The organism is Tolypothrix tenuis PCC 7101, from assembly GCF_963874875.1.
GTDB classification, from domain to species: domain Bacteria; phylum Cyanobacteriota; class Cyanobacteriia; order Cyanobacteriales; family Nostocaceae; genus Aulosira; species Aulosira tenue.
This window is the reverse complement of sequence record NZ_CAWNJS010000001.1, coordinates 1,506,803-1,533,101: the sequence shown is the minus strand read 5'-3', so window position 1 is coordinate 1,533,101 and position 26,299 is coordinate 1,506,803. Positions and strand designations below refer to the sequence as shown.

Sequence of the window (26,299 nt, the reverse complement as noted above, 5' to 3'; positions counted from 1 at the left end):
GAGCGATATATAAAATTGAGAAAATTTGTATTTCAGGTGTCTTAGCGCATTTTGCTATCAGCAATAATTAAGGACTCTTGTAGCAATTCACGCATCTGTTTGAGCTGACAATCTTCAGACAGTTGAATCAATTTTTTGGCAAACTCAAATGATGTGGGATGAGACTTTTGAATCTGTTCGCATAAGTTAATCACTGTATCTAGATCGCCTTCCTGAATATGCTTTTGTAGCTGATTAAGAATTTCTATTGGTGGAGGAAGCAGTTGCATCACAGCAGGCGTATAGCTTTCTTGGCTGTAGGATTCTATGGTTGTAGTTGGTTCTTCATAAATCCAGGTCAACTTGAGATGGGTTTGAATTATCTCCAGTAGCTCATCCACTTGGATGGGTTTGGATAAGAAGCAGTTAGCTCCTGCTTCCAAGCTTTGAAATTCATCTTGGGCAAAAATGCTGGCAGATGAAGCGATCGCTAAGATGTGCGACAACTCAGTAGACTGGCGTAGTTGTTTAAGCAAATCAAAGCCGTGCATGACGGGCATCACCAAATCAGTAATCAGTACGTCGGGTTTGTGAGCCATGATCTGCTCCCAACCCTCTTTACCATTGCTGGCTTCAACCACATCAAATCCCATCGGCTTTAGCAAGCTGACAATCAGCGATCGATTTTCCCATTTGTCATCCACCACCAGGACTGTGCGTCTCTGCCCACCATAGCCCACAATGATGTTTTTCCCGTCCTGACGCTCTTGAATTGACCAGTTCAGCGATGCTGGGAGATCAACTTCAAAGCTAAATAAGCTACCTTGCCCCAAGGTGCTTTCTACCTGAATTTTACTGCCCATGAGAGAGACGATTCTTAGGCTAATCGCCAGTCCCAAGCCACTTCCCTCATCTTGCTTTTTCACATCCCCCACTTGCTCAAACGGCAGAAAAATCTTTTCTAGCTGTTCAGGGCTCATCCCCACACCCGTGTCTTCAATTTCAAAGCGGATTCTGTAGGAGTCGAGGGATTCATGATGCTGATGAGCCGTAATCCGAAAGTAAACACTTCCTTGCTCTGTAAACTTGATAGCGTTGCCCAATAGGTTAATTAACACCTGGCGCAATCGTTTTTCATCAGCATAAATGCTTTGCGGTAAATCTGCCGCAGGTTCGCAGGCAAAAATGATTTTCTTTTGTTCAGCCCTGATCCGGTTCATCTCAGCAATCCCTTGCAAAAACGATGACAGATGGATATCTGACGGGTTTAGCTCCAGTTTTCCCGCTTCGATTTTCGCCAAATCCAGGACATCATTGATCAGCATTAATAAATGGTTGCCGCATTGATAAATAACACTGATCCCCTTTTTGTCGGATGGTTGCAAATATTTAGAGCGCTGCAAAATTTGGGCATAGCCGAGAATGCCATTGAGAGGTGTACGCAGTTCGTGGCTCATATTCGCCAAAAAATCACTTTTAGCCCGACTCGCCGAATCAGCAGCTAGTTTTGCGGCTTCCAGCTCAGTAGTGCGCTCTTGCACCCGGTGTTCCAGGGTGGCGAAAGATTCTTGCAGTTGCTTGGCCATGTAATCAAAAGACTTAGCCAAATCACCGAGCTCGTCGCTGCGATCGCTTGGCAGGGCTTGCTGCCACTGACCGCTTGCTAGCTGTTTAGCCGCCTGATTTAATTGCAGAACAGGACGAATTACCAATGACTGAGACAGCCACCAAATCACTACTAGAGTCAACAGCAAGACCAGACAGAGAATGGCTAAGGCAATGACACCAGCTTGCTGCTCGCTTTGAATCACCGAATTGGCATCTAGTTCAATCACTAATACGCCATTGGTGCGCCCAAACTGATTTTTGATTGGGGCATAGCCGTAGAGAACAGGTTTAGCTGCCGAACTTGATAGAATATCGGGTTCAACAAGCGGTGCTTCTAAGTCTGCAATGTCGCCTTTTAGTCCAGGGGTGATGAATTGCAAAGGCTCTCCCACCAGCGCATTAGAACGCCCTTCGTTGTAGTAATCCAACACAAAAACCAGTTTCCCGTCCGACTGTTGCCGTAGGGTATAGATGTGGTTGATTGAGGGGCTAGCAGCTTGAATATTTTTCAGCCGTTCCTGATTGATTTTGTAAAATGGCTCCTTCATGCTGTTGGGTGTCACTGTCAACGCCAGATAATCGCTGTCGATTTGGGGGACAGATAGGCGCAACAGTTCCATCAGGCGATCGCGCATTTCTTGACGCTGGACGGTGCGGAGTTGCCAGGACAACCCTGTAGTCAACAGCCCAGCCGCTAGTGTTACTAGCAGCGAATAGGCTAAAACAATTTTGCGGCTGAGGCTTTGTTTCTGCATTGTTTTTCCTCTAAGATTGCAATCCCAAGCTGTAGCGATACGCTGTTTTTTGGGATTCCCGTCCTACCTGATCCGTAATTTTTTCCCAACCCTGCTCAACCCGCCCCATTGTCTGTTCGCGGCTGATTTTTCCGGCCATGAAATCTGTCAGCGCTGGCTCAAGAATTTCCAATTGATAACGTTTGGCGTGGGGTAATTTCAGGTCTAACGCCATGTTGGGATTGCTTAAGGTAATGCCAATAGCTCCTAAATAGTTATTGGCCGCTTCCTCTGACATCCCTGCTTGAATCCAGGGAGTCACGTCCTTAAACTGTGAAACCCGATAGGGGTTAAACCCAGTTGCACCAATTGTCACATCCACATTTGCCTGGGCTGGCTGACTCATATAGGACAGAAAGGCATAGGCAGCATCTTTTACTTTGGGCGCGGCTTTGGCAGAAATGACTCCGGTGTAGCCCAAGTTAGCCGCAAAAGGGGCATGATTAATGCCGTCAATGGCGTAGGGACAGACAAACTTATCACAGACTGTGAATTTGCCTGTGGTTTGATCAAGCACTTGGGAGCTACCCGGTGTCATGGCTGCCCCAACCTTATTCGTTACTTTTGAAAGGGTTGGATCGATTGCCAGCGTGGGAATGTCGCCCCAGTCGATCATCAAGGCACATCGCCCTGCCAGAAAAACATTGCGGGCCTCAACAAATTTCAAGTTGGCATCATCAGGCACCCCATAGGCCATCGTTTGTTTGTAAACATCCAAAGCCTTGGCAAACGCCTCATTTTTTACCAATGGTTTCATGGTTTCCGAGTCAAAAAATGCCCCCTGCCCTGTGCCTTTGGATTGTAGATAGGATGTGGCGATCGAGCTAAACATAAAAAATCCGACGTGTCCCGGTTCCTTGGCAATACAAGAGCCGTAGTCTGGAGTTCCATCCCCATTCAGGTCTTTGCCATGAAAGTTCCGCGCTACTTTCAAATAATCATCCCAAGTCAAGGGTGGCGTTAATCCGGCTTTTTGCAGCAAGTCGGTACGATAGTAGAGTAGATGATAGTCCCCATCTAGCGGAACACCGTAAATGCGCTGATTATGAATGGCATTGGCATTGCGAAAGAAGGGGACAATGTCCTCCCACTGCAACGCTGCATCAGCCTTGACACGAGCGGTTAAATCTTCCAGATAATTAGCATTAACGAAGTCAATTAACCACTGGGGCATGGCCACCGCCATGTCATATTTAGGAGATGCACTCGACCAGTCGGCTTGCAACATATCATAGACCTTGCCAAAGTCGTGCATCGTCAATTTGACTTTAGCTCCCGTCAGCGATTCAAACTCAGGAATTCGTCGTTCTAGCCCTGCACCAATTACACCTGAACGAGTGACAACATTGACTGTTATCCCGTCAAAGCGCTGTAGAGGGGCTGTAGTTTTGGTGGATTGAGTGGAGGCATTTGGAGATACATTAGCTGGGAACAAGCTGCATCCGGGAAGGGAAATGCTGAACCACAGTGCTGTCAGCAGTATTGTTAGATACTTCAGGAATTTAATGCCAGCGCGTAAATGTTGCCGGGATGAGAGGTTCATATCTGATTAACCTTTTAATTAATACATTCGGTTGTCCTGGTGCAGCTCAGATGAGTTTTAATTTCCACAGAGGTTGTCAGCTTTTATACAAGTTTTAAGAAATTCATTGAAAGCGGCGGGAAACTCCATCCCCTTGTGGGTGGAGAGCGGCAGTTGCTACAACGGGGGGAACCCCCACAACGCACTGCCTCCCCTATGCCCCATTCCCCATGCCCAAAAACTCCACCCACAACGGGATGGAGTTTTTCATTGGATTACCCTTTCTGTAAGCATTAACAATAAAAAAGCTGCTTTTAGTGCCATATAAAAACTGAAAAACCTATCTCACAAAGACTCTATAAGGATTTTGTATTTAGGAATGCCCCATCATGTATGGGGAAGTTGGCATTTCTAGATTTTTTCTATATTCCTTACACGCTAAGGATGATGAATGTAACTAAACTTAAAACTGAATGTTTGCGAACAGTGCTTTCAAACATTAATAATTTCGGTTCAATTAATTTTCCTTCCTAAACATTGCAGCGATAGAATTGCCCAAAAAATATAACTTTGTTCTCTTATCCTTGTTATTAACAGCACTGTGACTATCTATACATCTAAAGCTCCTGATATCTGGTGTTACCCATTAGTATTCCAAAAACAGATAGCATTCTAACAGGCCCAGGAAAGCAAGATAAAAATCCTTGCTGCATAGTCATACAATACTTGTCGGTTAAGGGGACAAAGGGGAATGGGAAAAGGGAAAGAAAAAACCATTACCAATTACCAATTACCAATTACCAATTACCAATTCAATACTGCTCGGTTAAGGATTTTAAACTCTTAATTTGGTTTGGGAAAAGGTTAAAGGGTAAGGGTTAAAGGTTTTTTCTTGCCCCTTTTCCCCTTCCCCCTTTCCCCTTAACCGACAAGTATTGATTACCAATTACCCATTACCCATTACCACTTGTGCAACTGCTTGTACTAACAAATCGGGATCGATGGGTTTGGATAAATGCTTTTGAAAGCCGGCGGCTAAAGCTTGTTGTTGATTGATTTCTCCAGCATAAGCCGTAAGAGCGATCGCAGGAGTTTGTCCGCCTTGTTCTGGTAGCAGGGAACGGACTTGTTTTATCAGGGTGTAGCCATCGACTTCGGGCATACCGATGTCGCTGACTATGACATCTGGCTGGAATGATTCTAGGGCGGCTAAAAATTCGTAGCTGGTAGCCACTGTTACGACTTCTGCACCGTAATAATCTAGCAAGACGGTGAGAAAATCACGGCTGTCTGGTTCGTCATCGATGGTTAAGATTTTGATCCCTGCAAGATTGAGTTCATCGGCTGCTAAATCTGCGGTGCGATCGCTCTCTGGTTCAATGTTCTGTAATGGTAAACTGACGGTGAAAGTAGCCCCTTGTCCTTCGCCTGGGCTGTTAACGGCTACTGTACCGCCGTGGGCTTCGATGATGTGGCGCACAATTGCTAGCCCTAAGCCTAATCCGCCATATTTGCGGGTAATGGAGACATCTTCTTGGCGGAAAGATTCAAATATGTAGGGGAGAAAGTTGGGGTTGATGCCTTTACCTGTGTCGGTGACGGTAATCTGGGCTTGGTTCTCTACCCTTTCTAAGCGAATGTCTACCCTGCCGCCGTTGGGGGTAAATTTGATGGCGTTAGTCAGTAAATTCCACAATACTTGTTGCAAGCGTACGGCATCACCGGATACTTGCCCGACGTTGCGTAATTCTGGATGAATCAGAATTGATTTGGCAACGGCGGCAGTTCTGACGGTATCAATGGCGGCTTCAATGACAAATATTAAATTAACGGCATCATCGTTTAAGGTGAGTTTACCCCGCAGAATTCTGGCAATATCTAATAAGTCATCAATCAGTTGAGTTTGCAGCTTGGCGTTACGTTCAATTGTGGCTAAGGCTTCGGCTGTTTTGTGAGCATCCAGTCTGCGACTTTGCAGTAGTTTTGTCCAGCCGAGGATGGGGTTGAGGGGGGAACGCAATTCATGGGAGAGAATTGCTAAAAACTCATCTTTAACACGGTTGGCTTTTTCGGCTTCATTGCGGGCGACTTGTTCTAGTTGCAAAATGCGATCGCGTTCGATTTCTATTTCTTTTTGATCGTGAATGTCTGTACAGGTGCCAAACCATTTCTCTACCCGCCCTTGTTCATCTTTGAGGGGTAAGCCCAAAATTAAATGCCAACGATAACTACCATCTGAGTTACGCCGGAAGCGATATTCATGTTTATAGAAAGTGCTATTTGCAACAGCATTGATCCACAATTCTTGAGATTCTGGCATATCTTCTGGATGCACGGCTGCTAGCCAACCAAAACCCAAGGCTTGCTCAAATATTAATCCAGTATATTCACATAATCGTTGGTTAACATAATCACAATAGCCGTGAGCGTCACAAGTCCAGACAAGGTGGGGAATGGCTTCTGCTAAATAACGGTAACGGATTTCACTTTGGCGGATAGTTTCTTCAGCTTGTTTGTAATCGGTTATGTCGCGAGAGATACATAACAACTGCATGACTTGCCCTGCGGGATTGCGGATGGGCGTAACCGCCACATCCCACCATTTCGGCGTACCTTTGGCGGTGGGGCAATAACCCTGAAATCTGGCTAATTCCCCAGCTTTAGCTATGGCGATCGCATTCTCTGCTTCTTGCCTCATTTCTCCTTCCCAGAAACAGCGCCATTCTGTGTGGAGCAAAGGTGTGAGGTCATCGATTTCTAATAGACAGATGCCGCCAGGATTTATGTATAAAAGTCTACCATCTAAATCTAAGACTTTAATACAGTCGTTACTGCTGGCTAGCATTCGTTGGTTAAACTCTTCACTTTGACGCAGTTCTTCCTCGGCACGTTTGCGCTCAGTAAGATTCGTGAGAGAGCCTATTTGACCAATAACATTACCATTGGAGTCAGTTTCCGCTAGTATCTGGGCGTAAAACCAAATGATGCTCCCATCTGGGCGTAAACACCTGCCTTCATTCTGATAAAATTCTCCTGGCTGTAATCTTAGGGGTGTTTCTCTCAAAATGCGATCGCGGTCTTCTGGGTGTAAGGTTTCTAGCCATCCCATGCCTAATGCTGTATGCGTTGGTCTACCTGTAATTTCCGACCAGCGATTGTTGACATAAATACAGTTGTTATTGTTATCAAACCTAAAAATGGCTACTGGTACTGCTTCAGCTAAAGTTGCATAACGGCGTTCGCTTTCTCGCAGTTCTTCCTCGGCGCGTTTGCGATCGGTAATATCTTGGACATTACCTGTTTTACGCACAGCGTTACCTGCTGCATCATAGAATACCTGCGCTCTCCCAGCCAACCAGCGCTCGCCATCAGGATGCAAGACACGGAACTCTGTATCATAATATTGCCGTCGCTCACGCATCATTTGACCAACATACTCGCTGATGCGGCTGCGGTCGTCAGGATGTACCCACTGCAACCACTCATCACCCCTAATTTCTCTGATACTTGGGTCAAGCCCCAACAGCATACAGTATTCTTCGGATATTTTGGCTTTACCTGTAGTCAGATCTAAATCCCATAATCCTGATTTTGTAGCTTTTTGCGCTAATTTCAACCAAGCGGCATTTTCTCGCAGTTCTGCTTCTGAGTGTTTGCGTTCTGTAATATCTAAATCTACACCCGTCATGCGTACAGGTTGCCCTGTCTCGTCGGTGAAAACTTTACCTTGGCTAAGGGCCCAACGAATATTGCCATTGGGATAAACTACGCGAAATTCAATGTTGTAGTCTGCACCTGTAGCGATCGCAGTATTAACTGCTGCGAGGACGCGATCGCGATCATCTGGGTGTAGGCGAGATACAAAGGTCTCATACCTGCCATCAAACTCGCCTGGTGCATAGCCAAACAAAGCTTCTAAGTTGGCAGACCATTGAATTTCACCTGTAATGATATTCCAGTCCCAAGTCCCCATCCGCGCAGCTTCTAAGGCTTTTCCCAGTCTGACTTCATTTTCTTGTAAAATTTTCTCAGCACGTTTGCGTTCAGCTAGTTCAGTTTGTGCCTGTTGTAGTGCTTCCGCCTGACGTAAGGCAATACTGACCTGAGTTGCCAATTCTTGCAGCAAATCAATTTCTAACTGTTGCCATTTGCGGGGTGCTGTACAGTGATGAGTAATTAACATTCCCCAAAAATAGCGATCGTGCAAAATTGGGACTACCAAATTTGCCCGGACTTGAAACTGCGCTAGCATTTCCCTGTGGCAAGGTTCAACAGTACCATCATAAATATCTGCTGTGGCGGTAACTAAACCCTGACGATAGCGTTCGATATACTCTTCAACTGCACTGGGTTCTTGATTTAGCAGTCCTTGACGATAGCGTTCAATGTATTCCTCAGCCAAACAGGGATCGAAAATTGCGGAAGCCAGCACAGATTGGCAGTTTTCCCCAACCGCTTCTGCAACTACTTGGCCATTACCATCTGCAAATAGCTGAAAAATAATTACCCGATCCGTCTGCAGGAATTGCCGCACCTCATTGACAGTAATTTGCAGAATTTCATGTAAATTTAAGGATTTATAAATTTGTTGGGTAATTTGGGTAATTAATCGCTCTTTTTCGATGCGCTGTTGCAGTTGAGTGCGTAACTGTAAATTCTCAATCGCCCCATTCACTGCTAGACGCATTTCCTCAGAAGTAATCCCACCCTTGACTAAGTAATTTTGCGCCCCTGCTTGCATCGCCTGCACTGCGATCGCTTCATTCCCCTGTCCTGTAACTACAATTACAGGTAACAACGGCTGACGGGTAATTGCTTGTAGTTGCTTGAGAAATTCTAAACCATCAATATCTGGTAATCGGTAATCCAGTAATACAATATCTGGTTGGTGAACTTGCCACAGTTGTAATCCAGTTTGCCCCAATTCTGCTAGCACAACGGTATATTGGTATTCCCGATCATGCAAAAAATACTGCCGATACAGCTCACAATCTTCTGGGTTATCATCAACTATCAAAACAGTGCGCTGCATCTGACTCATAAGTAATTATATGGATAGCAGAAAGCTTAAAAATAATATAGTTTCTCCGTTTAGTTTATCAAGATTGGGGAATGGGGACTGGGGACTGGGGACTGGGGACAAGGGGACAAGGGGACAAGGGGAAATAACAAACACCAAACACCAAACACCAAACACCAAACACCCAATTACCAAACACCAAACACCAAACACCAAACACCAAACACCCAATTACCAAACACCCAATTACCAAACACCAAACACCAAACACCAAACACCAAACACCAAACACCCAATTACCAAATGACAAATGACCAATTTAAATTATGGATGCTACAAATCTTTTTCATCAGGGTTTCAACAAGAATTCTCAAGGTGACTATCAAGGGGCGATCGCAGATTATACCCAAGCCATTCAACTTCATCCTGACTATGCAGAAGCCTATTATAACCGGGGAGTTATTTTGATTAATGAAATCAAAGATTATCACGGTGCGATCGCAGATTTTAGTCGGGCTGTGGCGATTAATCCTGATTTTGCCGAAGCTTACTGTAACCGAGCGAACGCCCATTATTTATTAGAAGATTATGAAACGGCGATCGCTGATTATTGCCAGGCTGTAAAAATTAATCCCCAACTAGCGGAAGCTTATCATAGTCGAGGTAAGGCTTACTTTGCCCTGGGAAATTACGAAACAGCATTAGCCGATTTTCAGCAAGCAATTCAAATTAATCCCCAGTTATCTACTTATATAGATGTTGATATTGCTAATGCTTACCATAATCGCGGTGTGGCACGTTGCGATCGCGGTGATAATGAAGGGGCTATAGAAGATTTTAATCAGGCTTTGCAGCTTCATCCTGACTTTGCTGCCGCCTATACTAATCGCGGCAATGTTTACCAAATCTTAGGCGAGTATATCCAAGCTACTGCCGACCATGACCAAGCATTACAGCTAGATCCTCACTTAACGGAAGCTTACCATAATCGCGGTAATGCCCGCTATGCCCTGACAGATTATCCCAGAGCGCTTGCCGATTACAACCGCGCTATTGAACTTAACCCGAAATTTGCTGGAGCTTACTATAATCGGGGTTTAGTTTACGCTCATTTAGAAAAGTATCAACAAGCCATTGCCGACTTAGACCAAGCGATCGCTCTCAATCCCGATGATGTACAAGCATACTACGAACGGGGTTTAGTCCGCAGCGCCTTAGGAGACTATGAAGGTGCGATCGCAGATTATAACCAAGCATTACAAGAAAACCCCACCTTAGATTTAGTCTACGGCTTACGCGCCAACGTCCGCCGACGCATGGGAGATTACCAAGAAGCCATTCAAGATAGTACTAAATTACTGCAACTCAACCCCTTATTAGCAGAAGGATATTGCGATCGCGCTTCAGCCCGTCGTAGCTTAGGCGACTATCAAGGGGCGATCAAAGATTACGATTGGGCTTTGATGTTTGATGCCAACTTAGCCACAGCTTACTATGGTCGAGCCATTGTCCGCGAAGCCTTACAAGATTATCAAGGTGCAATTAACGATAACACCCAAGCCATAGAAATTGCCCCCGACTTTTCCGAAGCTTATTGTAATCGAGGCAACGCCCGCCGCCAAATTGGGGATGAACAAGGCGCAATGGCTGATTATAACCAAGCCATCAAACTCAACCGCGAACTAATAGAAGCTTATTACAATCGTGGTTCCCTGCGTTACGCGTGGGAAGAATATGAAGGTGCTGTTGCCGATTATACCCAAGCTATCAAATTCAATCCCCACTCCGCCGCATTTTATAGCGATCGCGGTAATGCCTACTATGCCCTAGAAGATTATGAAGCCGCTATCGAAGATTATAATCAGGCAATCGCTATTGAGCCTAACTTTGCCGAAGATTGGTATAACCGAGGCCGCAGCTATTCCTTAATCGGCGACTTAGAAACCGCACTCCAAGACCTCAACAAAGCCTTACAATTACAACCACATTGGACAGAAGCCTATCTTGTCCGCGCCGATATTTACCGCAACCTCGGACATTACGAACGCGCAATTACCGATTTCCAAGAATCCGCCCATCTATATTACAAAGAAGGAAATACCCAATATTATCGCGAAATCCTCAACTTAATCACCGAATTACAGCAATAACCGTAGGGTGCGTTAGGCTTCGCCGTAACGCACCGCCAATGATGACACGGTTGTAATATCTTCAATGCTTGGGAACAACCTCCGATGGTGCGGCGCTTGGCGACAACACACCCGACGATGATGGTAATGAGTAACGCAATTACCAATTACCAATTACCAATTACCCATTACCCATTACCTATTCCCAACACTACTTAAGCTGTAGGAGTATCTTCCGCAGGTTTCGCCTTACTTCCAGCTTTCAGACGAGTAGCCGTACCTTTACGAATGCGATCGCTTTTCCGCACACCACCCGCCATCTTATATTCGTTGCTATCGTTACCATATTTCCAAGCAACTGCTAACAGCAACCTCTCAGAAATGTTGCCCAAAGCCTTCTCTATTTCCTCAATTTCACTTTTAGTAGAGTCAATTACGATTAAAGCAGTATTATAAATTTCCAGCTTATTGCGTAATTTCTCCATTTCCTCTAGCATACTTTGTAAGTCGCAATCTTCCCCAAAGTTCATATTGGGATCAATTGCCTTAAAGCCATGCGCCCTCAAAACAGCCCTTTCTAACACGCGAGATGTGCGTTTTTGTCGCGTCATAAATACACCCAATCGCAAATAGTTTAAAAGTTAATTAAGTCGGCAATTGCACGTAACTATAATTGAGAAGAAAAAAAGGTAAAGAAAAAAGAGAAAACCGTTACCTTTTTCCCTTAACCTTTTTCGTTAAAACACTATATATAGCTAGGATTAATCATGCCTACTTAAATAGCTTGCCTTAAACAACCTGAATTCCGGTTCAGCATAATTTCTGGAATTTGAAATTTTTTTTACAAGATTTTGGGAAAATGACCGTAAATTATCGGAAATAGGGCATAGGGCATAGGGCATAGGGCATAGGGCATAGGACATGGGGCATGGGGCATGGTAATGATGTTGTTGTGGGAATTGGTTTGCGTTGGTGACCAACATCGTCGCGTTGGTGACCAACATCGTCGCGTTGGTGACCAACATCGTCGCGTTGGTGACCAACATCGTCGCGTTGGTGACCAACATCGTCACGTTGGTGACCAACATCGTCGCGTTGGTGACCAACATCGTCGCGTTGGTGACCAACATCGTCGCGTTGGTGACCACAAACAAAATTTTCGTAGGAGTTTAGCATTGCTCATTGGTGTCAACTTAACGTGAAAAGAGCTTGGTTGCAAGGTTTCGCCCTCACCCCCAGCCCCTCTCCCAGCAGGAGAGGGGAGCAAGAGATTTAGTTCCCCTTCTCCTGCGGGAGAAGGGGTTAGGGGATGAGGGCGAGGGTTTTTGTACAACACTCGCCGTATATAGCTTTTAGCTTCAGTTGACACAGGTGAGCATTGCTAAACCCTGAAAAACCTGCAAGATAAAGATTTCCCAGCTAAATTACGGAAAATCCCGCAAAACCTATGTGTTAATAAATAAATAGCTGACATCGAGAGAAAGTAGCAAATGGAACCTTTAACTACTGCTGCGATCGCAATTGGCGCGACAATTGCCACTAAAGCTTTAGAAAAAACAGGCGAAAATGTTGGACAAGCTGTCTGGGATAAGACAGGTGAGTTTATCGTCAAGTTGAGAAAACACTCTCCCCAAACTGTAGTTGCAATTGAGAAAGCACCAGACCAACCACTCGATTATGGCAAAGCTGTACTAGAAGTAGAATCTGCGACTCAGGCTAATCCTGAACTGGCGCAAGCTGCACAAGAACTAGCAACAGCCGCTAAAGCGGAAACCAATCCTAAGTTTGCGGAAATTATGGGTACGCCTAACCTCACAAAATTGGCTGATAAAATTGGTCAGGTAGTTATGCCAGGTGGAACCGGCAATATTGAAAACCAGTCCTTTTAAAGCATTGAATCGTAGGGTGTGTTACGGCGAAGCCTAACGCACCGCCAATGACTATGGTCACATTTTGAATCGTTGATGGTGCGGCGCTTGGCGACAACACACCCCAATACTTGTCGGTTAAGGGCAAAAGGGGAAGGGGAAAAGGGGTAAGAAAAAACCTTTAACCCTTACCCTTTCACCTTTTCCCCAAACCAAATTAAGAGTTGAAAATTCTTAACCGAGCAGTATTGCAACACACCCTACATTTTTATTCACAGCAGTGCGATCGCAGTTAATTTAACTATGTATGCCTGAAGATTCTGGGAAGTTTGCTGATAAGATTGGTGTTTTTGCTGCTCCTGGCGCTCAGGTAAACATCGGTACTCAAATCATTGAAGGGCAAAAACAGCTAAACCTGATCAAATATCATATCCCCTATCGCGGTTCTGTCCATTTTGTTGGGCGAGAAACCGAACTCACCATGCTGCATCAACAATTGCAGCGCGGAGATTATGTAGCTATCGCCGGGATGGGAGGGGTAGGGAAAACAGAATTAGCCACCCAATACGCCAGACGCTATCAACAAGATTATAGTGGAATTGCCTGGTTCAACGACCGAGAAACCAACCTCGCCGCCGCAGTCTTGGAATTTTTCGTGAAATTCGGCTTCGAGATTCCCCAAGAACAAAGCGGAAGACTGTTAAGCCTCAAAGAACAAGTCGCTTGGTGCTGGGCGCAATATCCCCAATCGAATTTACCCATTTTAATCATCTTTGATGATGTCACCGACCTAGCCAATCTCCGCGAAGTCGTTCCCCAAGACCACCGCTTTTGCGTTCTCGTAACTACTCGCCTGCGATATTTAGACCCTAACTTTATTCAAGCAATTCCCTTAGATGTTCTCTCGCCTCAAAAGGAACCAGGTAAAGCCGTAGAACTGTTAAAAGGATTGTTAGGAATCAGAGACAGACGCGTAGAAAACCAATTAACTGAAGCCACCGCAATTTGTGAATGTTTAGAATATTTACCCTTGGGTATCGAGTTAGTGGGAGGTTATTTAGTCCGCGACCCGGATTTAGCTTTAGATATGATGTTGAGGCAATTGCAAGCACGTAAATTAGCCGAAGTCGCCTTACAAAACCGGGAAACTCTCACTGCAACTCAACTAGGAGTTAAAGCCGCCTTCGCCTTAACCTGGGCAGAACTTAACCCCCTAGCGCAACAATTAGGCAGATTTTTGAGTTTATTTGCTCCCCAATTAATTCTTTGGGATTTAGTAATTTGGGTAGCGACGAAAAGTCAAAACCTTGAGCAAACAGAAATAGCAGCACCCCACCCCGAAACCCTAAACGCCAGTGAGGAGGGAAGTGAAAACGCAGCTTTGCTTGGGTGGAATGCAGAAGAATTAAACACAGCGAAAAAGCAACTTTACGGGCGTAACTTGTTGCAACAGGTAGAAGACAGCGAAGGATATTATAAAATTCATGCCTTAGTGCGCTGGTTCTTGCAAGAGCAGTTAGCCGATGTTGGTGAAATGAAACCAGTGTTAGAAACAACTTTCGCCAATGCGATGATAACTAAAGCTCAAAGCGTTCCCCTGTCACCCATCTCTGAGGATATTGAACGCATCAGGGATGTGATTCCCCATCTTGAAGACCTGGGACAACGGTTAATTGAAGAAATAAAGCAAGTAAAAGAACAGCAGATAAATTCCTCAGTATCAGTTTCCCGTGAGCAAGTAATTTCGGTCTTTGTGGGGATTGGCATATTTTACGAAGGGCAGGGACTATTTCAATTAGCAGAACCTTGGCGTGAAGAATGCGTAAACGTTTCCCAAGCTTTATTTGTAGGCGACCATCCCGATATAGCACAAAGCTTGAACAATTTAGGTTTTCTCTATCATAGCCAAGGAAGGTACAGCCAAGCCGAACCCCTCTACATTGATGCCTTGGCGATGAGAAAGTGCCTATTTGCTGGCGACCATCCCGATATAGCACAAAGCTTGAACAATTTAGCTTATCTCTACAAAAGCCAAGGGAGGTACAGCCAAGCCGAACCCCTCTACATTGATGCCTTGGCGATGAGAAAGCGCCTGTTTGCTGGCGACCATCCCGATATGGTTTCTAGCTTGAACAATTTAGCTGGTCTCTACAATAGCCAAGGAAGGTACAGCCAAGCCGAACCCCTCTTGATTGATGCCTTGGCGATGAGAAAGCGCCTGTTTGTAGGCGACCATCCCTATGTCGCTTCTAGCTTGAACAATTTAGCTGGTCTCTACGATAGCCAAGGGAAGTACAGCCAAGCCGAACCCCTTTACATTGAAGCCTTGGCGATGAGAAAGCGCCTGTTTGCTGGCGACCATCCCTATGTCGCCACTAGCTTGAACAATTTAGCTAGTCTTTACCATAGCCAAGGGAGGTACAGCCAAGCCGAACCCCTCTACATTAATGCCTTGGCGATAAGAAAGCGTCTGTTTGCTGGCGACCATCCCGATGTGGCTTCTAGCTTGAACAATTTAGCTAGTCTTTACCATAGCCAAGGGAGGTACAGCCAAGCCGAACCCCTCTGGATTGATGCCTTGGCGATGACAAAGCGCCTGTTTGTAGGCGACCATCCCGATGTGGCTTCTAGCTTGAACAATTTAGCTTTCTTCTACCATAGCCAAGGGAGGTACAGCCAAGCTGAACCCCTCTACATTGATGCCTTGGCGATGTATCAACGGGTGTTAGGTGTTAATCATCCTTATACGGTAAAAGCTAGAGAAAATCTCACAATTCTGCAACGCCAGTTAACTCCCTTTGGCATTTGGAAACGTCGATTAGGTCAGGTTTTGCAAATTCTTTTAGCTATAGTAATTTTACCGTTTTACTTGCTGTGGCGATTGACTAAGAGAATAATTCGTAATTCGTAATTCGTAATTAAAAGGCTGAGATACGCAGTTACGTAGCGACTGTCTTGAATGTCAAGTGCGATTGATCGCATCCTCTCTTCAACAAAAGTGCGATCGCCAAGTCTGCAAAATTCCTAATTTGTACCAACTTGAAGAATGATCGCTACATCTGTCACATTCTTTTTTAAAATTGGTATAACAATGGGCGATGAAGGCGATCGCTTTCATCAACAACACTGCGTAGATATAGCTCGTCGTAGAAATCGCCTTTTACAATTAGAGTAATATTTATATTCATACTTATGAATTTTCCTCCCCAACTCCAACAAAAAATTGAAAAATGGGCAAGCAGTCAAGGAATATCGACTGAGGAATTTATATTGCAAGCTATTATAGAAAAAATAGAATTTCTAAGTCAGCAAGTAGCTGAAGAACATACTTCCCAACCCTCAGAAACGAATAATTTATTGCCTCATCAATCAGCAAAACTTTACCGCAAAGATGGCATTTTAGTTGTAGATGGACAATTACCAGAAAACTTTGATGCCAGATGCTATCAGAGATTTATCCAAAGATAGTACCTGAAGACCTTGATAATATAGAGAAAACAGTTCAACTGAACTATCAACGTGATGAGCAGCATTAATATTTCCTTACCTGAAGTTATGCAAGCCTTTGTTGAAGAGCAAGTAGTGCAAGGTGGTTACGGTTCAATCAGCGAATACTTACAAGCATTAATCAGCCAAGACCAAAAACGTAAAGCACAAAACAAGATAGAAGAAGATTTAATTGCTGGGCTTGAAAGTGGAGAGGTAATAGAAGTTAATGATGAATGGTGGGAGCAAAAACGCACACACCTGATAAACCAGCTACATGAAGATAAATAATGACAAAGCGGATAGTCATTACGCCCAAAGCCAGTTTAGATATTGATGGGTATTTTGCTTACATTGCTCAAGAAAACCGGGACACAGCTCTTTTATTTTTTGATTCTGTAAGAAAAACTTTTGCACAGTTAGCCAGAATGTCTGGAATGGGTAGTCGTTATCCTGTAGACAATCCGCGTCTACAAGGTTTGCGTAAATGGGCTGTTAAGGGATTTAAAAGGTATCTAATTTTTTATTTTGAGCGAGATGAAAGCATTGAAATTGTACGCCTTCTCTATGCTGGACAAGATATAGAGAATATTCTAGAACAGGAATGATGTTGAGCAGCACTCGCAGCTTTACCAGATAAAGGCTCAAATTGTACAATTTCCCCAGTAAATACTTGTCAATGGCGTTGCTTTCTTCACCGAGATAGATGCGATCGCTACAGTAAAATACAGTTATTACATTAAATTAATGATTATTTTGCAATTTAGCCCTAGCAAAAGGGCTGCATTAGCTGTAATCATGGACTAAGTTCATAGTATTGTTGTTTATCTGAGGCGGATACCGATGGCAAGGCCCATCCGCCTATTTATCTCACGAAAGAGAGACGCGATGGAGAGACGCGATGGGGAGATGCGAAAGAGAGACGCGATGAATCGCGTCTGTACAAGATAATCTCCAATTCCCAATTCTAAATTTTTGCTGTAATTCCACCATAGCTGACATACCGCTTCAGACCTAGGACTGACAAGCATTGCAAGAGCGATCGCAAGTCCTCAAGTCAAGCTATTATGTAGTCGGAAACTATGCAGCATCAAACTAAAGGTTTTGCATGAAAGTAGCAGTCTTCAGTACTAAAGCCTACGACCGGCAGTTTTTGGAAGCTGCAAATTCTTCTAAACAGCACGAATTGGTATTCTTTGAACCGCGTTTAGATAGAGATACCGCCATTTTAGCCTCTGGCTTTCCAGCCGTTTGTCCCTTTGTCCATGACCAGGTTGACGCTTCAACTTTAAAGATTCTCGCCAAAAACGGAACTCGCCTGGTTTCTCTCCGTTGTGCCGGATTTAACAACGTAGATCTCAATGCAGCAGCAGAATTAGGAATTCGAGTATCGCGTGTCCCAGCTTACTCACCCTATGGTGTCGCAGAACACGCCGTAGGTTTAATTTTAAGCCTCAATCGCAAAATTCATCACGCCTATAACCGCGTTCGGGAAGGTAATTTCTCCCTCAATCGCTTGCTAGGATTCAATCTGCATGGACGCACAGTCGGGATTGTTGGGACTGGCAAAATCGGTTTAATTTTAGGGCAGATTATGAAAGGTTTTGGCTGTAACCTCCTCGCCTATGATGTCTATCAAAACCCTGGAATAGAAGCAATGGGTGGTAAGTATGTAGAATTACCAGAACTATTCGCTAAATCTGACATCATCTCCCTCCATTGTCCCCTAACTCCAGAAACTCATCACCTGATCAATGAAAATGCGATCGCTCAAATGAAACCGGGTGTGATGTTAATTAATACTAGCCGAGGTTCCCTCATTGATACCCAAGCCGTGATTGAAGGCTTAAAATCTGGTCAAATTGGCTACTTAGGTGTTGATGTATACGAGCAAGAATCAGAATTATTCTTTGAAGATTTGTCAGGCGAAATCATTAAAGATGACACATTCCAACGCCTGACAACATTCCCCAACGTTCTCATCACCGGACATCAAGCCTTCTTTACAGAAGAAGCTCTACATAATATTGCGGAGACAACTCTATCAAATATCACCGACTTTGAACAGGGAAGAGATTGTCCCTACGAAATCTGTCCGCAACCACAACCTGGACATAATAAGGTCTTGGTAAGCTAAAAATTTATACCAATTCTTAATTACGAATTACGAATTACGAATTACGAATTGGTATTACCTTCTCTAATCCACATCGCCAATCCGCCGCCACGACCACGAGCTGCAATACAATCTTCTGTAGCTAGGAAGAAGGCGAAAAAGGCTTGCTTTGCGATTGGCTGGGTGTAAAAATCTTGATTTTCAACTTTACCAGAGCGAATTTGCCCGTTGTAAACAATATAATTGAATAAGCTAATTTGCATTTGCGTAAAGTCAAACGCCAAGAGATTCTTCTTACCTAAATATTTTGCTGGCCCTGTCAGCTTCAATAATACTGGGCCGACTTGCACTTGATTCCCTATTTCGCCTTTACCTAAATCTGCTTCGGAAGTTTGACTAAAAGAAATATGTGCTGCGGCAAATTTGGGCATATATACACCCTTACCTAAGACAATTCCTCCACGTTGTCTGACTTTACGAGTACCAGTAGCAAAGCACAGCCGCCATTTACCCACCAGCGACTCAAAATCATAAGTTAATCTTTCCTGCTTGGCTGCCTTTTCTGCTGCTAGCAACGCATCCACTACCAAAGCAGCAGTCGGAAGTTTACCACCTTCACCGCGATAAGCAGCTGCAGCTTGGAATAATATCGCCAAATCAGGTGTAGCCGTAGGTGTTACTTCAGCAGTCATAAATACACTCTTGAAATTCTCTGATCGTATGGTAGATCAACACGTCAGAAGGGCAAGGGGGAAAAGGTAAGGGTGAAAGGGAAAAACCTTTAACCTTTCCCCCATATAATTCAATACAGTTCAGATAAGCTCATTAGCGATTGATTTGTCACTTATAAAAGAAGCCAGAAGAATTGGGGGATTCTCCCCCAAACCCCCGATTGGGGGACGGTTGCGTCCCCCAAACCCCCTCCAAAAGTATTCTTCTGCTATGTTGTTGAGTAACTAGTTTTTTGGTTTTGTTATCAATGAATTTTCTTAACTGAACTGTATTTCCATATAATTGCAAAAAGCTTTGGTGCTGATGCGTTACTATCGCTAACGCATCCTACGCGAACTAATATTTTATTTCTCTCCCCTGCTTCAAACCACAGGCGCGGAGACTATACCCTGCGCTTCTAGGAAAGATGCGACTTTTAAAATTAAGACTTCATTATAGGGTGCAGCGATTAATTGCACGCCTAAAGGTAAGGCATTGGGGCGTTGAATTGGTACTGAGATTACAGGTAAGCCAATAAAAGATAATGGTTGCGTAAATAATCCTAGATGGGGACGAATGATAATTTCTTGTCCATCTAAAACCATCGTGGTTTGCCCAATTAATGGGGCTACCATTGGCGTAGTTGGTGCCAGAATTATATCGACATTTTGAAAGATTTCTCGCACGTGATCGCGATACCATCTTCTAAATCTCTGGGCTTGCAAGTACCATTGACTCGGGATTAATGCCCCGGCTAAAAAGCGATCGCGTGTGGCAAAATCAAAGTCTTGGGGACGCGATCGCAATTTATTTATATGCAGATTTGCGCCTTCGCTGGCGGTAATCACAAATGCTGCAGCCCTGGCGCGATGTGATTCTGGTAGGGTTACATACTCAGTTGCATTCAAAGCCCGCGCAACTTGTTCGACTGCTAACAATGCTTCCGGTTCTGCACCCTGAGTATAATAATCCCCAGCAATGGCAAATTTAATCCCAGATATATCTTCGTGAATTTGGGGTAAACATAATTCCGGTGGGCGTTTTGTACATACCGGATCGCGATCGTCTTCTCCTTGGAGAATATCAAAAGCCGTGGCAATATCCCGCACCGAACGAGCAAAGAGGCCAACATGGTCAAAACTGGTAGAAAATAAAGCTACCCCAGCCCGCGATAACCTGCCATAAGTCGGTTTTAAACCAAAAATTCCACAAAAAGCTGCCGGAACGCGAATCGAACCGTTAGTATCAGAACCCAGCGTTAACGGAACTAACCCCGCAGCCACAGCCGCCGCCGAACCACCCGAAGAACCGCCAGTGACGCGCTGTAAATCATGAGGATTATGAGTAGCACCGTAATGGGCATTTTCTGTCATAAACCCATAGGCGTACTCATCCATATTTAACGCACCCACTAACACCGCACCAGCTTGTTTCAACCTGGCTACTAAGGTTGCATCTTGGGTAGCTGGGGGATTTTCGGCGTTAATTTTTGCACCTGCGAGAGTTGTTAACCCAGCGACATCGAAAAGGTTTTTGACGGCAAAAGGTACACCTGCCAAAGCACCAGGATTGTTACCTTGGGCAATTTCTTTGTCGATGCGTGCTGCATCAGTCAAAGCCGTTTCCGCAATTACCGCCGTAAAAGCATTGATTTCGCGATCGCGTGCTGCAATTGTGGCTAAAGCATCTTTAGTAACTTCCACAGCGCTAACCTTACCCGCACGTATAGCCGCCGCTATTGATACAGCATCATTCATGGTTCAAACACAGGTGCAACTTCAACTTCTTCAGCTATAGGAAACTCATTCACGAGTTGAGCGATCGCTTTAATTCTCTCAAAATTTGCCACCACTCCATCACGGTACTCATCTCGCAGTTGTAAATTTACCAACAACGCCATCTGCTCAACATACTCACCCACATCGAATTCTCGACTTTCCATATTTCCTCTTCGCAATTGTTTCAGCTACATTTACAGCTATTTGCCCCTGATGCCAAATTAATCACCTGAAACAAAATTTACCAAATTATGACTCCAAAGCTCTAAAGTTGAGGCTAGCTTCTGGTAACGCTACGCGAACAAACCTGTGGAAATTTTAAATTTTCAATCGTCAATCCAACATTCAAAATCTCAAATCTAAAATTCGGTAATAATTAACGCTGTTAGTTTTAGTACAAGGCTGGGGGCATTTATGGGGCAGGATTTTCAAGAACTAGCTGAACTTTACAAAAACACATTGCTGCACGATGTACTCCCATTTTGGGAAACATACTCGATTGATTGGGAACAAGGCGGTTATTTCACTTGCCTGGATCGTGAGGGTAAAGTTTATGACACAGATAAATTTATCTGGCTGCAAAATCGTCAGGTGTGGACTTTCTCGATGCTGTATAACCAGCTAGAGAAACGCGACAATTGGCTCAAAATTGCTACTAACGGCGCAAATTTCCTTTCTCAACATGGTAGAGATAGCGATGGTAACTGGTATTTCGCCTTAACTCGTGAAGGTGAGCCTTTAGTCCAACCTTACAATATTTTTTCTGATTGCTTTGCAGCGATGGCTTTTAGCCAATACGCCCTCGCCTGTGGTGAAGATTGGGCAAGAGATATCGCCATGCAAGCTTACAATAATGTTTTGCGCCGCAAGGATAACCCCAAGGGCAAATATACTAAGGCTTACCCAGGTACACGCCCGATGAAATCCTTGGCTGTACCGATGATTTTAGCTAACCTCACCCTGGAAATGGCATGGTTGCTACCTAGCGAAACCTTGGAGAAAGTCTTAGATATGACTGTTGAGGAAGTGATGAACGATTTCTTCGACAAAGAACGAGGGCTGATGTATGAAAGCGTTGCCCCGGATGGTTCTCACGTAGATTGTTTTGAGGGGAGATTAATTAACCCCGGACACGGTATCGAAGCGATGTGGTTCATTATGGATATTGCCAACCGCCGCAATGATACCAAAACCATTAACCAAGCGGTGGATGTAGTGCTAAATATCCTGAATTTTGCTTGGGATGATGAACATGGCGGTTTGTATTACTTCATGGATGCGGCGGGACATCCTCCCCAACAACTGGAATGGGATCAAAAGTTGTGGTGGGTGCATTTAGAATCTTTGGTTGCATTGGCAATGGGCGATCGCTTAACAGGTCGTGCGGAGTGTCGAGAATGGTATAATAAGATGCACAATTATACTTGGTCGCACTTTGCCGATCCAGAATATGGTGAGTGGTTTGGTTATTTAAATCGGCGTGGGGAAGTGTTGTTAAATCTTAAAGGCGGTAAATGGAAAGGCTGTTTCCATGTACCCCGTGCGTTGTATCTTTGCTGGCAACAATTTGAGGCGTTGAGTTCGCAAGTTGTTGGATAATTAACCGCAGATAAACGCCGATACACACCGATAAAATTCACGTGATGTAATGCTGGGTTTTTCTGATAAATGAATTGCACAGTTAGGGGCAAGGTAATGCCCATTGGTGTCAACTTAAGCTAAAAGCTATATACGACGGGTGTTGTACAAATCCCTCGCGCCCTCATCCCCTAACCCCTTCTCCCGCAGGAGAAGGGAAACTAAATCTCTTGCTCCCCTCTCCTGGTGGGAGAGGGGCTGGGGGTGAGGGCGAAATCTTGCAACCAAGCGGGTTTCACGTTAAGTTGACACCAATGGGTAATGCCTTGCCCCTACAATCTGTTGCATTCTTTTTTCAAATTGCCATAACTTCTGCTTTGATGTTTTTTTGTTTTGTAAAAGCTGTAGCAGCTTCTGTAAAAGCTGTAGCAGCTTCTGCTTGAACATTTCCGTGTTCCGCGCAAGCTGCAGCAACTTCTATCTTGATATTTTGAAATTAGGGACTTTCAGAACAGAAATTAGCCAATTTATTTAGATGATATTTCATTGGATGAGGATGATTGCTTCTTGCACTTTGGTGGAAAGCGCAGTTTCTAATCCTTGCTCAACTTTGGCGATTAACTTATCAAAAGCTTCTTGATTAGCTGTTAGCTGTTCTTGAAAAACTTGCTCTAACTCTGGCTGGATTCTCTCGCACATTTCGTCAATTTTTCTGTCATTTAAAAAACTCGAACGCAACCAGCCAGGAACATCAACATTAGCTTTGATTGCATCTTGTACACCTTTACGATTTAACTCCATTCCCGCTGCGATCGCGGAAGCGCCATATACTAATGCAATTGGCCAGGTAAAATGTCCAGTTAATACTAGGGTGATGATACTAGCAAGAGTACCGCCACCAATGATGACGTTAACAATCAACCCTACAGTTTCGGCAAGAATTGCATCACCAATTCTTAATTCTGGGTTAACAAAAGCCGGGTCTATACTATCTTCAAATCTTAAACTACTTCTAGGTATTTGAAACTTTCGGCAGATGGGATCAGTTTCTGCGGCTAAGTCTGGTTGGATTTTTTTGTTAAACCAACTAATACATTGATTGTTAATTATTAGCTGGGCGATATTACCTTGCAACCAATCCTCTGCCCGATTTTTCATTGAGGTTTCTAAATCGGCTAAGGTCTTGATTTTGTTTTTCTGCCAGTCTTTGATTCCTGGGCGTACTGCATTTTCAATTAAACCATTTGCTAGGGGCTGGGTTAACAATTCAATTAATTCGGGAATATGCCGCGAAATTAATTCTTCTAGCTTGTTTGATTCTACCAGTTTATTAACTTCTTGTTTAAAAGCGGTAGCCCGTAAATCCCATCTCCCAACACGTGCTAAACCCAATGCTATACAACGTTCTGGTTCGGGATCGGGACGCACGAAGGTTTCAGGTTCGGGAAAGATTTCTTGACAGATTTGGTGGGTAAATTTCATTCGCGATGCACCCCCAGTCATCAGCAAAATTTTCGGTACAATTCCTTGTTTATCTAGCTGTTCTTTTGCTTCTTTGACTGCTTCACGAAATGCTTGCATCCAACTTTTTCTCGCCAACGCAGCTAAAGGTTGATGCAATATTTCCTCCATAATTAACTTATTAACTTGGGGGATAAAATAAATTTGTTCGTTGATAGACTCAAAGCCACGGGCAAATGATTGAGCATCGCTATATAGCTGTTCGTTAGAAAAGTAATCTTCTTTAGTTTTCCGACAAGCTAGTTCACAACGTGCTTGGTGGTGAGGATATTCCGCAAAGACTTTTTCTAGTAATTGCTTTTGCTCATGTTTGGCAAGAGTACGCTCAAAAATCGCTTTGTCAATTAATGATGCACCTAAAATATTACTACCAAAATCTATAGGAATTTCCTGTAAGCTTTTCACCAGAGTAAAGTCTGTTGTAGAAGAACCAATATCAACAATTAATACTGATGAAAGCAGTTTTTCATACTCTAATTTTCCGGCTTCTTTGGCTTGCATAAAAGCAGCCCGTGATTCAGGCACAACATTTAGTAAATCAATGCCGGCTGATTGGAGTAGCTTTTGATATTCGGTGCGATCGCTAACTGACCACCCAGAAGGACAACCCACATAAAAGTATGTTGTTTCGCCACCTTCAATTTGTTTACTTTCTTTTAACAGGCGGTAGTAAGTTGCCACAAATGTGCTAAGAGTTTCGCGATATTTAGCATCATTTTTGGGTTTTTCTTTAAAGGAAATTTCTAGTCGAGTAACACCAGCTTGAATTAAGGCTTGTTCTCCTACAAGATAGCCCAATTTAGGATGCCAACCAAGCGCTGTAATTTGATTTTTCTTATTATTCACCTCTAGCATTTGTGGAGGTTCAATACTCTCGACTATAGCTTTGGCTACAGCTGTTTCACCATGTCCTAAATCAAAACCGACTGTTTCTAAAATTTCCATACTCTTGTTATTTGTCATTGGTCATTTGTCATTGGTCATTAGTCTTTTGTCCTTTGTCAATGCAATGACTAATAATAAATAACAAAGGACAACCTCATGTGTTTTTACTTAGAGAATTTTATAAAATCAATGATTCAATTTACGAGAGAGAATATTTTCTTTCTTCCCCCTGCTCCCTGCTCCCTGCCCCCTGCCAAAAAAGCAATAATATATTTTGGAAGTCCCTTATAATTCTTTAGCCTGGGAATACGCTGGTTCAATGACTCTACCCCGTCGCAGCAAGCGATCGCCTTTTAGCAGCGCTGGTGTTAAAGTAACGTAATCTTGGGTGTCAGGGTCGATACTCGGCTCAAAATCGAAATAATTGCGATCGCTTGTGGGGTCGTTGGCTTTGTAAATTTGCGCCCGAATGCCCTGTTCCATTAAAATCTGGGGGAGAAGTTGCGTGAGTGCGATCGCCATTTGGGGTTTATCCAAAAATGATGCGCCCATCAGCTTTTGCAAAAAACCCAACAACTCTGGAAGTTCTTCTATACCAGTTTCACCGGTTGATTTGTTTCCTTCTTCAAATCTAGCAACTGCTAAGTCGATAGTGTTGAGTGCATCAGCTAGGTTATCTAACAAAATTTTGCTATCAACCCGTAGGGTAGGTTGAGATAATTTCAAGGTTGCTGCTGATATTGAATTTTCTTCTGCATTGCTTTTATCGAGTTGTAGCACTACTTCTAAACCCAAAAGCACAGCAGTTAATAAAATCCCCATCCAAGCGCCGGGTGTAGTTTTACTTAAATAAAATAACCAAGCGACAATTCCTAAATAAAGCAGCACTTTTAGTAGTTTGATAATTAATCTGTTGGCAGAAACTTTGCTAACTGGATTAATAACTTGCTGTGCTTCTTTTGTCGTAATAGGCTGAAAATTTGCTGCTGCTAGACTGCTAATTGATTGTCTCAGCATATCTAGAAAAAATGCTGCCAATCGCACTTGTGTTAAATTTAGTTCACTAATGTAAACTCTTTCTAAATTATCTAATCGATTTTGAACTAGCTTTACTACAGCATCAATACTCTTGGCATTTTCAATATCTATCTGTAGTTGGTTGCGTTCTTCAGTAAAAAGCGTGATAATTTTTTTCATAGCTTTTAAATATACTTTAAATATTACTAATATTAGAGTAATTCAATTAGGAATTTGCCGGATGTAATTCCCAAATGAAAATATCTCGAAGATGAAAATTAGTAGGA

Annotated in this window: 19 protein-coding genes; 10 read left to right on the top strand and 9 right to left on the bottom strand. The window is 43.7% G+C overall.

The genetic code is table 11. From position 1 onward, the window contains the following. Window positions 1-41: 41 nt before the first annotated feature. The 3 genes from AACU25_RS06240 to AACU25_RS06230 all read right to left on the bottom strand — a co-directional run bounded on the left by AACU25_RS06240 (window position 42) and on the right by AACU25_RS06230 (window position 8,944). Window positions 42-2,342 carry an ATP-binding protein gene (locus AACU25_RS06240; protein WP_096574387.1) on the bottom strand — a complete coding sequence of 767 codons (2,301 nt, stop codon included), beginning with the start codon at window positions 2,340-2,342 and terminating at the stop codon, window positions 42-44. A 10-nt stretch (window positions 2,343-2,352) separates the two neighbouring features. Continuing rightward, the gene (locus tag AACU25_RS06235) at window positions 2,353-3,924 is read right to left on the bottom strand and encodes an ABC transporter substrate-binding protein (RefSeq protein WP_096574386.1); all 1,572 of its coding nucleotides are present in this window, start codon (window positions 3,922-3,924) and stop codon (window positions 2,353-2,355) included. Between the two features lie 925 nt (window positions 3,925-4,849). Continuing rightward, window positions 4,850-8,944, bottom strand: a complete 4,095-nt coding sequence (locus AACU25_RS06230) for a PAS domain-containing protein (RefSeq protein ID WP_096574385.1) — start codon at window positions 8,942-8,944, stop codon at window positions 4,850-4,852. A 10-nt stretch (window positions 8,945-8,954) separates the two neighbouring features. On the opposite strand from AACU25_RS06230, the gene AACU25_RS06225 reads away from it, so the two are divergent. Together AACU25_RS06225 and AACU25_RS06220 are read left to right on the top strand one after the other, a co-directional pair. Next, entirely contained in the window at window positions 8,955-9,230 is a 276-nt protein-coding gene (locus tag AACU25_RS06225) for a hypothetical protein (protein WP_190446023.1), read from the top strand. Window positions 9,231-9,249: 19 nt separating this feature from the next. Further along, on the top strand, window positions 9,250-11,073 hold the full coding sequence (locus AACU25_RS06220; RefSeq protein ID WP_096574384.1) for a tetratricopeptide repeat protein: 1,824 nt from the start codon (window positions 9,250-9,252) through the stop codon (window positions 11,071-11,073). 194 nt (window positions 11,074-11,267) lie between these two features. Here AACU25_RS06220 and AACU25_RS06215 read toward each other — a convergent pair whose 3' ends face one another. Beyond that, window positions 11,268-11,663, bottom strand: coding sequence for a hypothetical protein (locus AACU25_RS06215; protein ID WP_096574383.1), 396 nt, complete (start codon window positions 11,661-11,663; stop codon window positions 11,268-11,270). A gap of 324 nt (window positions 11,664-11,987) precedes the next feature. Between AACU25_RS06215 and AACU25_RS06210 the strand changes: the two genes are divergently transcribed. The 7 genes from AACU25_RS06210 to AACU25_RS06180 all read left to right on the top strand — a co-directional run bounded on the left by AACU25_RS06210 (window position 11,988) and on the right by AACU25_RS06180 (window position 18,543). Continuing rightward, window positions 11,988-12,254, top strand: a complete 267-nt coding sequence (locus tag AACU25_RS06210; protein ID WP_339382005.1) for a hypothetical protein — start codon at window positions 11,988-11,990, stop codon at window positions 12,252-12,254. Window positions 12,255-12,542: 288 nt separating this feature from the next. Further along, window positions 12,543-12,941, top strand: a complete 399-nt coding sequence (locus AACU25_RS06205; protein ID WP_096574381.1) for a hypothetical protein — start codon at window positions 12,543-12,545, stop codon at window positions 12,939-12,941. 286 nt (window positions 12,942-13,227) lie between these two features. Beyond that, window positions 13,228-15,831: a tetratricopeptide repeat protein gene (locus AACU25_RS06200; protein WP_096574380.1), complete on the top strand. Its 2,604-nt coding sequence runs from the start codon at window positions 13,228-13,230 to the stop codon at window positions 15,829-15,831. 281 nt (window positions 15,832-16,112) lie between these two features. After that, window positions 16,113-16,388 carry a hypothetical protein gene (locus AACU25_RS06195; protein WP_096574379.1) on the top strand — a complete coding sequence of 92 codons (276 nt, stop codon included), beginning with the start codon at window positions 16,113-16,115 and terminating at the stop codon, window positions 16,386-16,388. 54 nt (window positions 16,389-16,442) lie between these two features. Continuing rightward, window positions 16,443-16,697 (top strand): ribbon-helix-helix domain-containing protein, encoded by a 255-nt coding sequence (locus AACU25_RS06190; RefSeq protein ID WP_096574378.1) that lies wholly within the window; start codon window positions 16,443-16,445, stop codon window positions 16,695-16,697. Continuing rightward, window positions 16,697-17,014 carry a type II toxin-antitoxin system RelE/ParE family toxin gene (locus AACU25_RS06185; protein ID WP_096574377.1) on the top strand — a complete coding sequence of 106 codons (318 nt, stop codon included), beginning with the start codon at window positions 16,697-16,699 and terminating at the stop codon, window positions 17,012-17,014. The genes AACU25_RS06190 and AACU25_RS06185 overlap by 1 nt, the downstream gene beginning before the upstream one ends. Before the next feature lie 500 nt (window positions 17,015-17,514). Continuing rightward, entirely contained in the window at window positions 17,515-18,543 is a 1,029-nt protein-coding gene (locus AACU25_RS06180) for a 2-hydroxyacid dehydrogenase (RefSeq protein ID WP_096574376.1), read from the top strand. 41 nt (window positions 18,544-18,584) lie between these two features. Here the strand turns inward: AACU25_RS06180 and AACU25_RS06175 are convergent, their stop codons facing one another. From AACU25_RS06175 to AACU25_RS06165, 3 genes are all read right to left on the bottom strand, one after another. After that, a complete protein-coding gene (locus AACU25_RS06175; RefSeq protein ID WP_096574375.1) occupies window positions 18,585-19,214 on the bottom strand; it encodes a hypothetical protein in 630 nt (209 codons plus the stop codon). A 402-nt stretch (window positions 19,215-19,616) separates the two neighbouring features. Then, window positions 19,617-20,990 (bottom strand): AtzE family amidohydrolase, encoded by a 1,374-nt coding sequence (locus tag AACU25_RS06170; protein ID WP_096574374.1) that lies wholly within the window; start codon window positions 20,988-20,990, stop codon window positions 19,617-19,619. Beyond that, on the bottom strand, window positions 20,987-21,175 hold the full coding sequence (locus tag AACU25_RS06165; RefSeq protein ID WP_096574373.1) for a DUF4089 domain-containing protein: 189 nt from the start codon (window positions 21,173-21,175) through the stop codon (window positions 20,987-20,989). Before AACU25_RS06165 ends, AACU25_RS06170 begins: the two co-directional genes overlap by 4 nt. Before the next feature lie 250 nt (window positions 21,176-21,425). On the opposite strand from AACU25_RS06165, the gene AACU25_RS06160 reads away from it, so the two are divergent. Next, window positions 21,426-22,610 carry a n-acyl-d-glucosamine 2-epimerase gene (locus AACU25_RS06160; protein ID WP_096574372.1) on the top strand — a complete coding sequence of 395 codons (1,185 nt, stop codon included), beginning with the start codon at window positions 21,426-21,428 and terminating at the stop codon, window positions 22,608-22,610. Between the two features lie 522 nt (window positions 22,611-23,132). Here AACU25_RS06160 and AACU25_RS06155 read toward each other — a convergent pair. Together AACU25_RS06155 and AACU25_RS06150 are read right to left on the bottom strand one after the other, a co-directional pair. Further along, window positions 23,133-25,055, bottom strand: a complete 1,923-nt coding sequence (locus AACU25_RS06155; protein ID WP_096574370.1) for an Hsp70 family protein — start codon at window positions 25,053-25,055, stop codon at window positions 23,133-23,135. A gap of 225 nt (window positions 25,056-25,280) precedes the next feature. Continuing rightward, window positions 25,281-26,192 carry a hypothetical protein gene (locus tag AACU25_RS06150; RefSeq protein ID WP_096574369.1) on the bottom strand — a complete coding sequence of 304 codons (912 nt, stop codon included), beginning with the start codon at window positions 26,190-26,192 and terminating at the stop codon, window positions 25,281-25,283. Window positions 26,193-26,299: the final 107 nt, after the last annotated feature.

Coding starts and splice junctions, on each gene's coding strand:
- AACU25_RS06235 (WP_096574386.1), bottom strand. CDS start 3,924: ATGAACCTCTCATCCCGGCAACATTTACGCGCTGGCATTAAATTCCTG.
- AACU25_RS06150 (WP_096574369.1), bottom strand. CDS start 26,192: ATGAAAAAAATTATCACGCTTTTTACTGAAGAACGCAACCAACTACAG.
- AACU25_RS06185 (WP_096574377.1), top strand. CDS start 16,697: ATGACAAAGCGGATAGTCATTACGCCCAAAGCCAGTTTAGATATTGAT.
- AACU25_RS06155 (WP_096574370.1), bottom strand. CDS start 25,055: ATGGAAATTTTAGAAACAGTCGGTTTTGATTTAGGACATGGTGAAACA.
- AACU25_RS06210 (WP_339382005.1), top strand. CDS start 11,988: ATGGTAATGATGTTGTTGTGGGAATTGGTTTGCGTTGGTGACCAACAT.
- AACU25_RS06175 (WP_096574375.1), bottom strand. CDS start 19,214: ATGACTGCTGAAGTAACACCTACGGCTACACCTGATTTGGCGATATTA.
- AACU25_RS06215 (WP_096574383.1), bottom strand. CDS start 11,663: ATGACGCGACAAAAACGCACATCTCGCGTGTTAGAAAGGGCTGTTTTG.
- AACU25_RS06225 (WP_190446023.1), top strand. CDS start 8,955: ATGGATAGCAGAAAGCTTAAAAATAATATAGTTTCTCCGTTTAGTTTA.
- AACU25_RS06230 (WP_096574385.1), bottom strand. CDS start 8,944: ATGAGTCAGATGCAGCGCACTGTTTTGATAGTTGATGATAACCCAGAA.
- AACU25_RS06205 (WP_096574381.1), top strand. CDS start 12,543: ATGGAACCTTTAACTACTGCTGCGATCGCAATTGGCGCGACAATTGCC.
- AACU25_RS06165 (WP_096574373.1), bottom strand. CDS start 21,175: ATGGAAAGTCGAGAATTCGATGTGGGTGAGTATGTTGAGCAGATGGCG.
- AACU25_RS06240 (WP_096574387.1), bottom strand. CDS start 2,342: ATGCAGAAACAAAGCCTCAGCCGCAAAATTGTTTTAGCCTATTCGCTG.
- AACU25_RS06220 (WP_096574384.1), top strand. CDS start 9,250: ATGGATGCTACAAATCTTTTTCATCAGGGTTTCAACAAGAATTCTCAA.
- AACU25_RS06200 (WP_096574380.1), top strand. CDS start 13,228: ATGCCTGAAGATTCTGGGAAGTTTGCTGATAAGATTGGTGTTTTTGCT.
- AACU25_RS06170 (WP_096574374.1), bottom strand. CDS start 20,990: ATGAATGATGCTGTATCAATAGCGGCGGCTATACGTGCGGGTAAGGTT.
- AACU25_RS06160 (WP_096574372.1), top strand. CDS start 21,426: ATGGGGCAGGATTTTCAAGAACTAGCTGAACTTTACAAAAACACATTG.
- AACU25_RS06180 (WP_096574376.1), top strand. CDS start 17,515: ATGAAAGTAGCAGTCTTCAGTACTAAAGCCTACGACCGGCAGTTTTTG.
- AACU25_RS06190 (WP_096574378.1), top strand. CDS start 16,443: ATGAGCAGCATTAATATTTCCTTACCTGAAGTTATGCAAGCCTTTGTT.
- AACU25_RS06195 (WP_096574379.1), top strand. CDS start 16,113: ATGAATTTTCCTCCCCAACTCCAACAAAAAATTGAAAAATGGGCAAGC.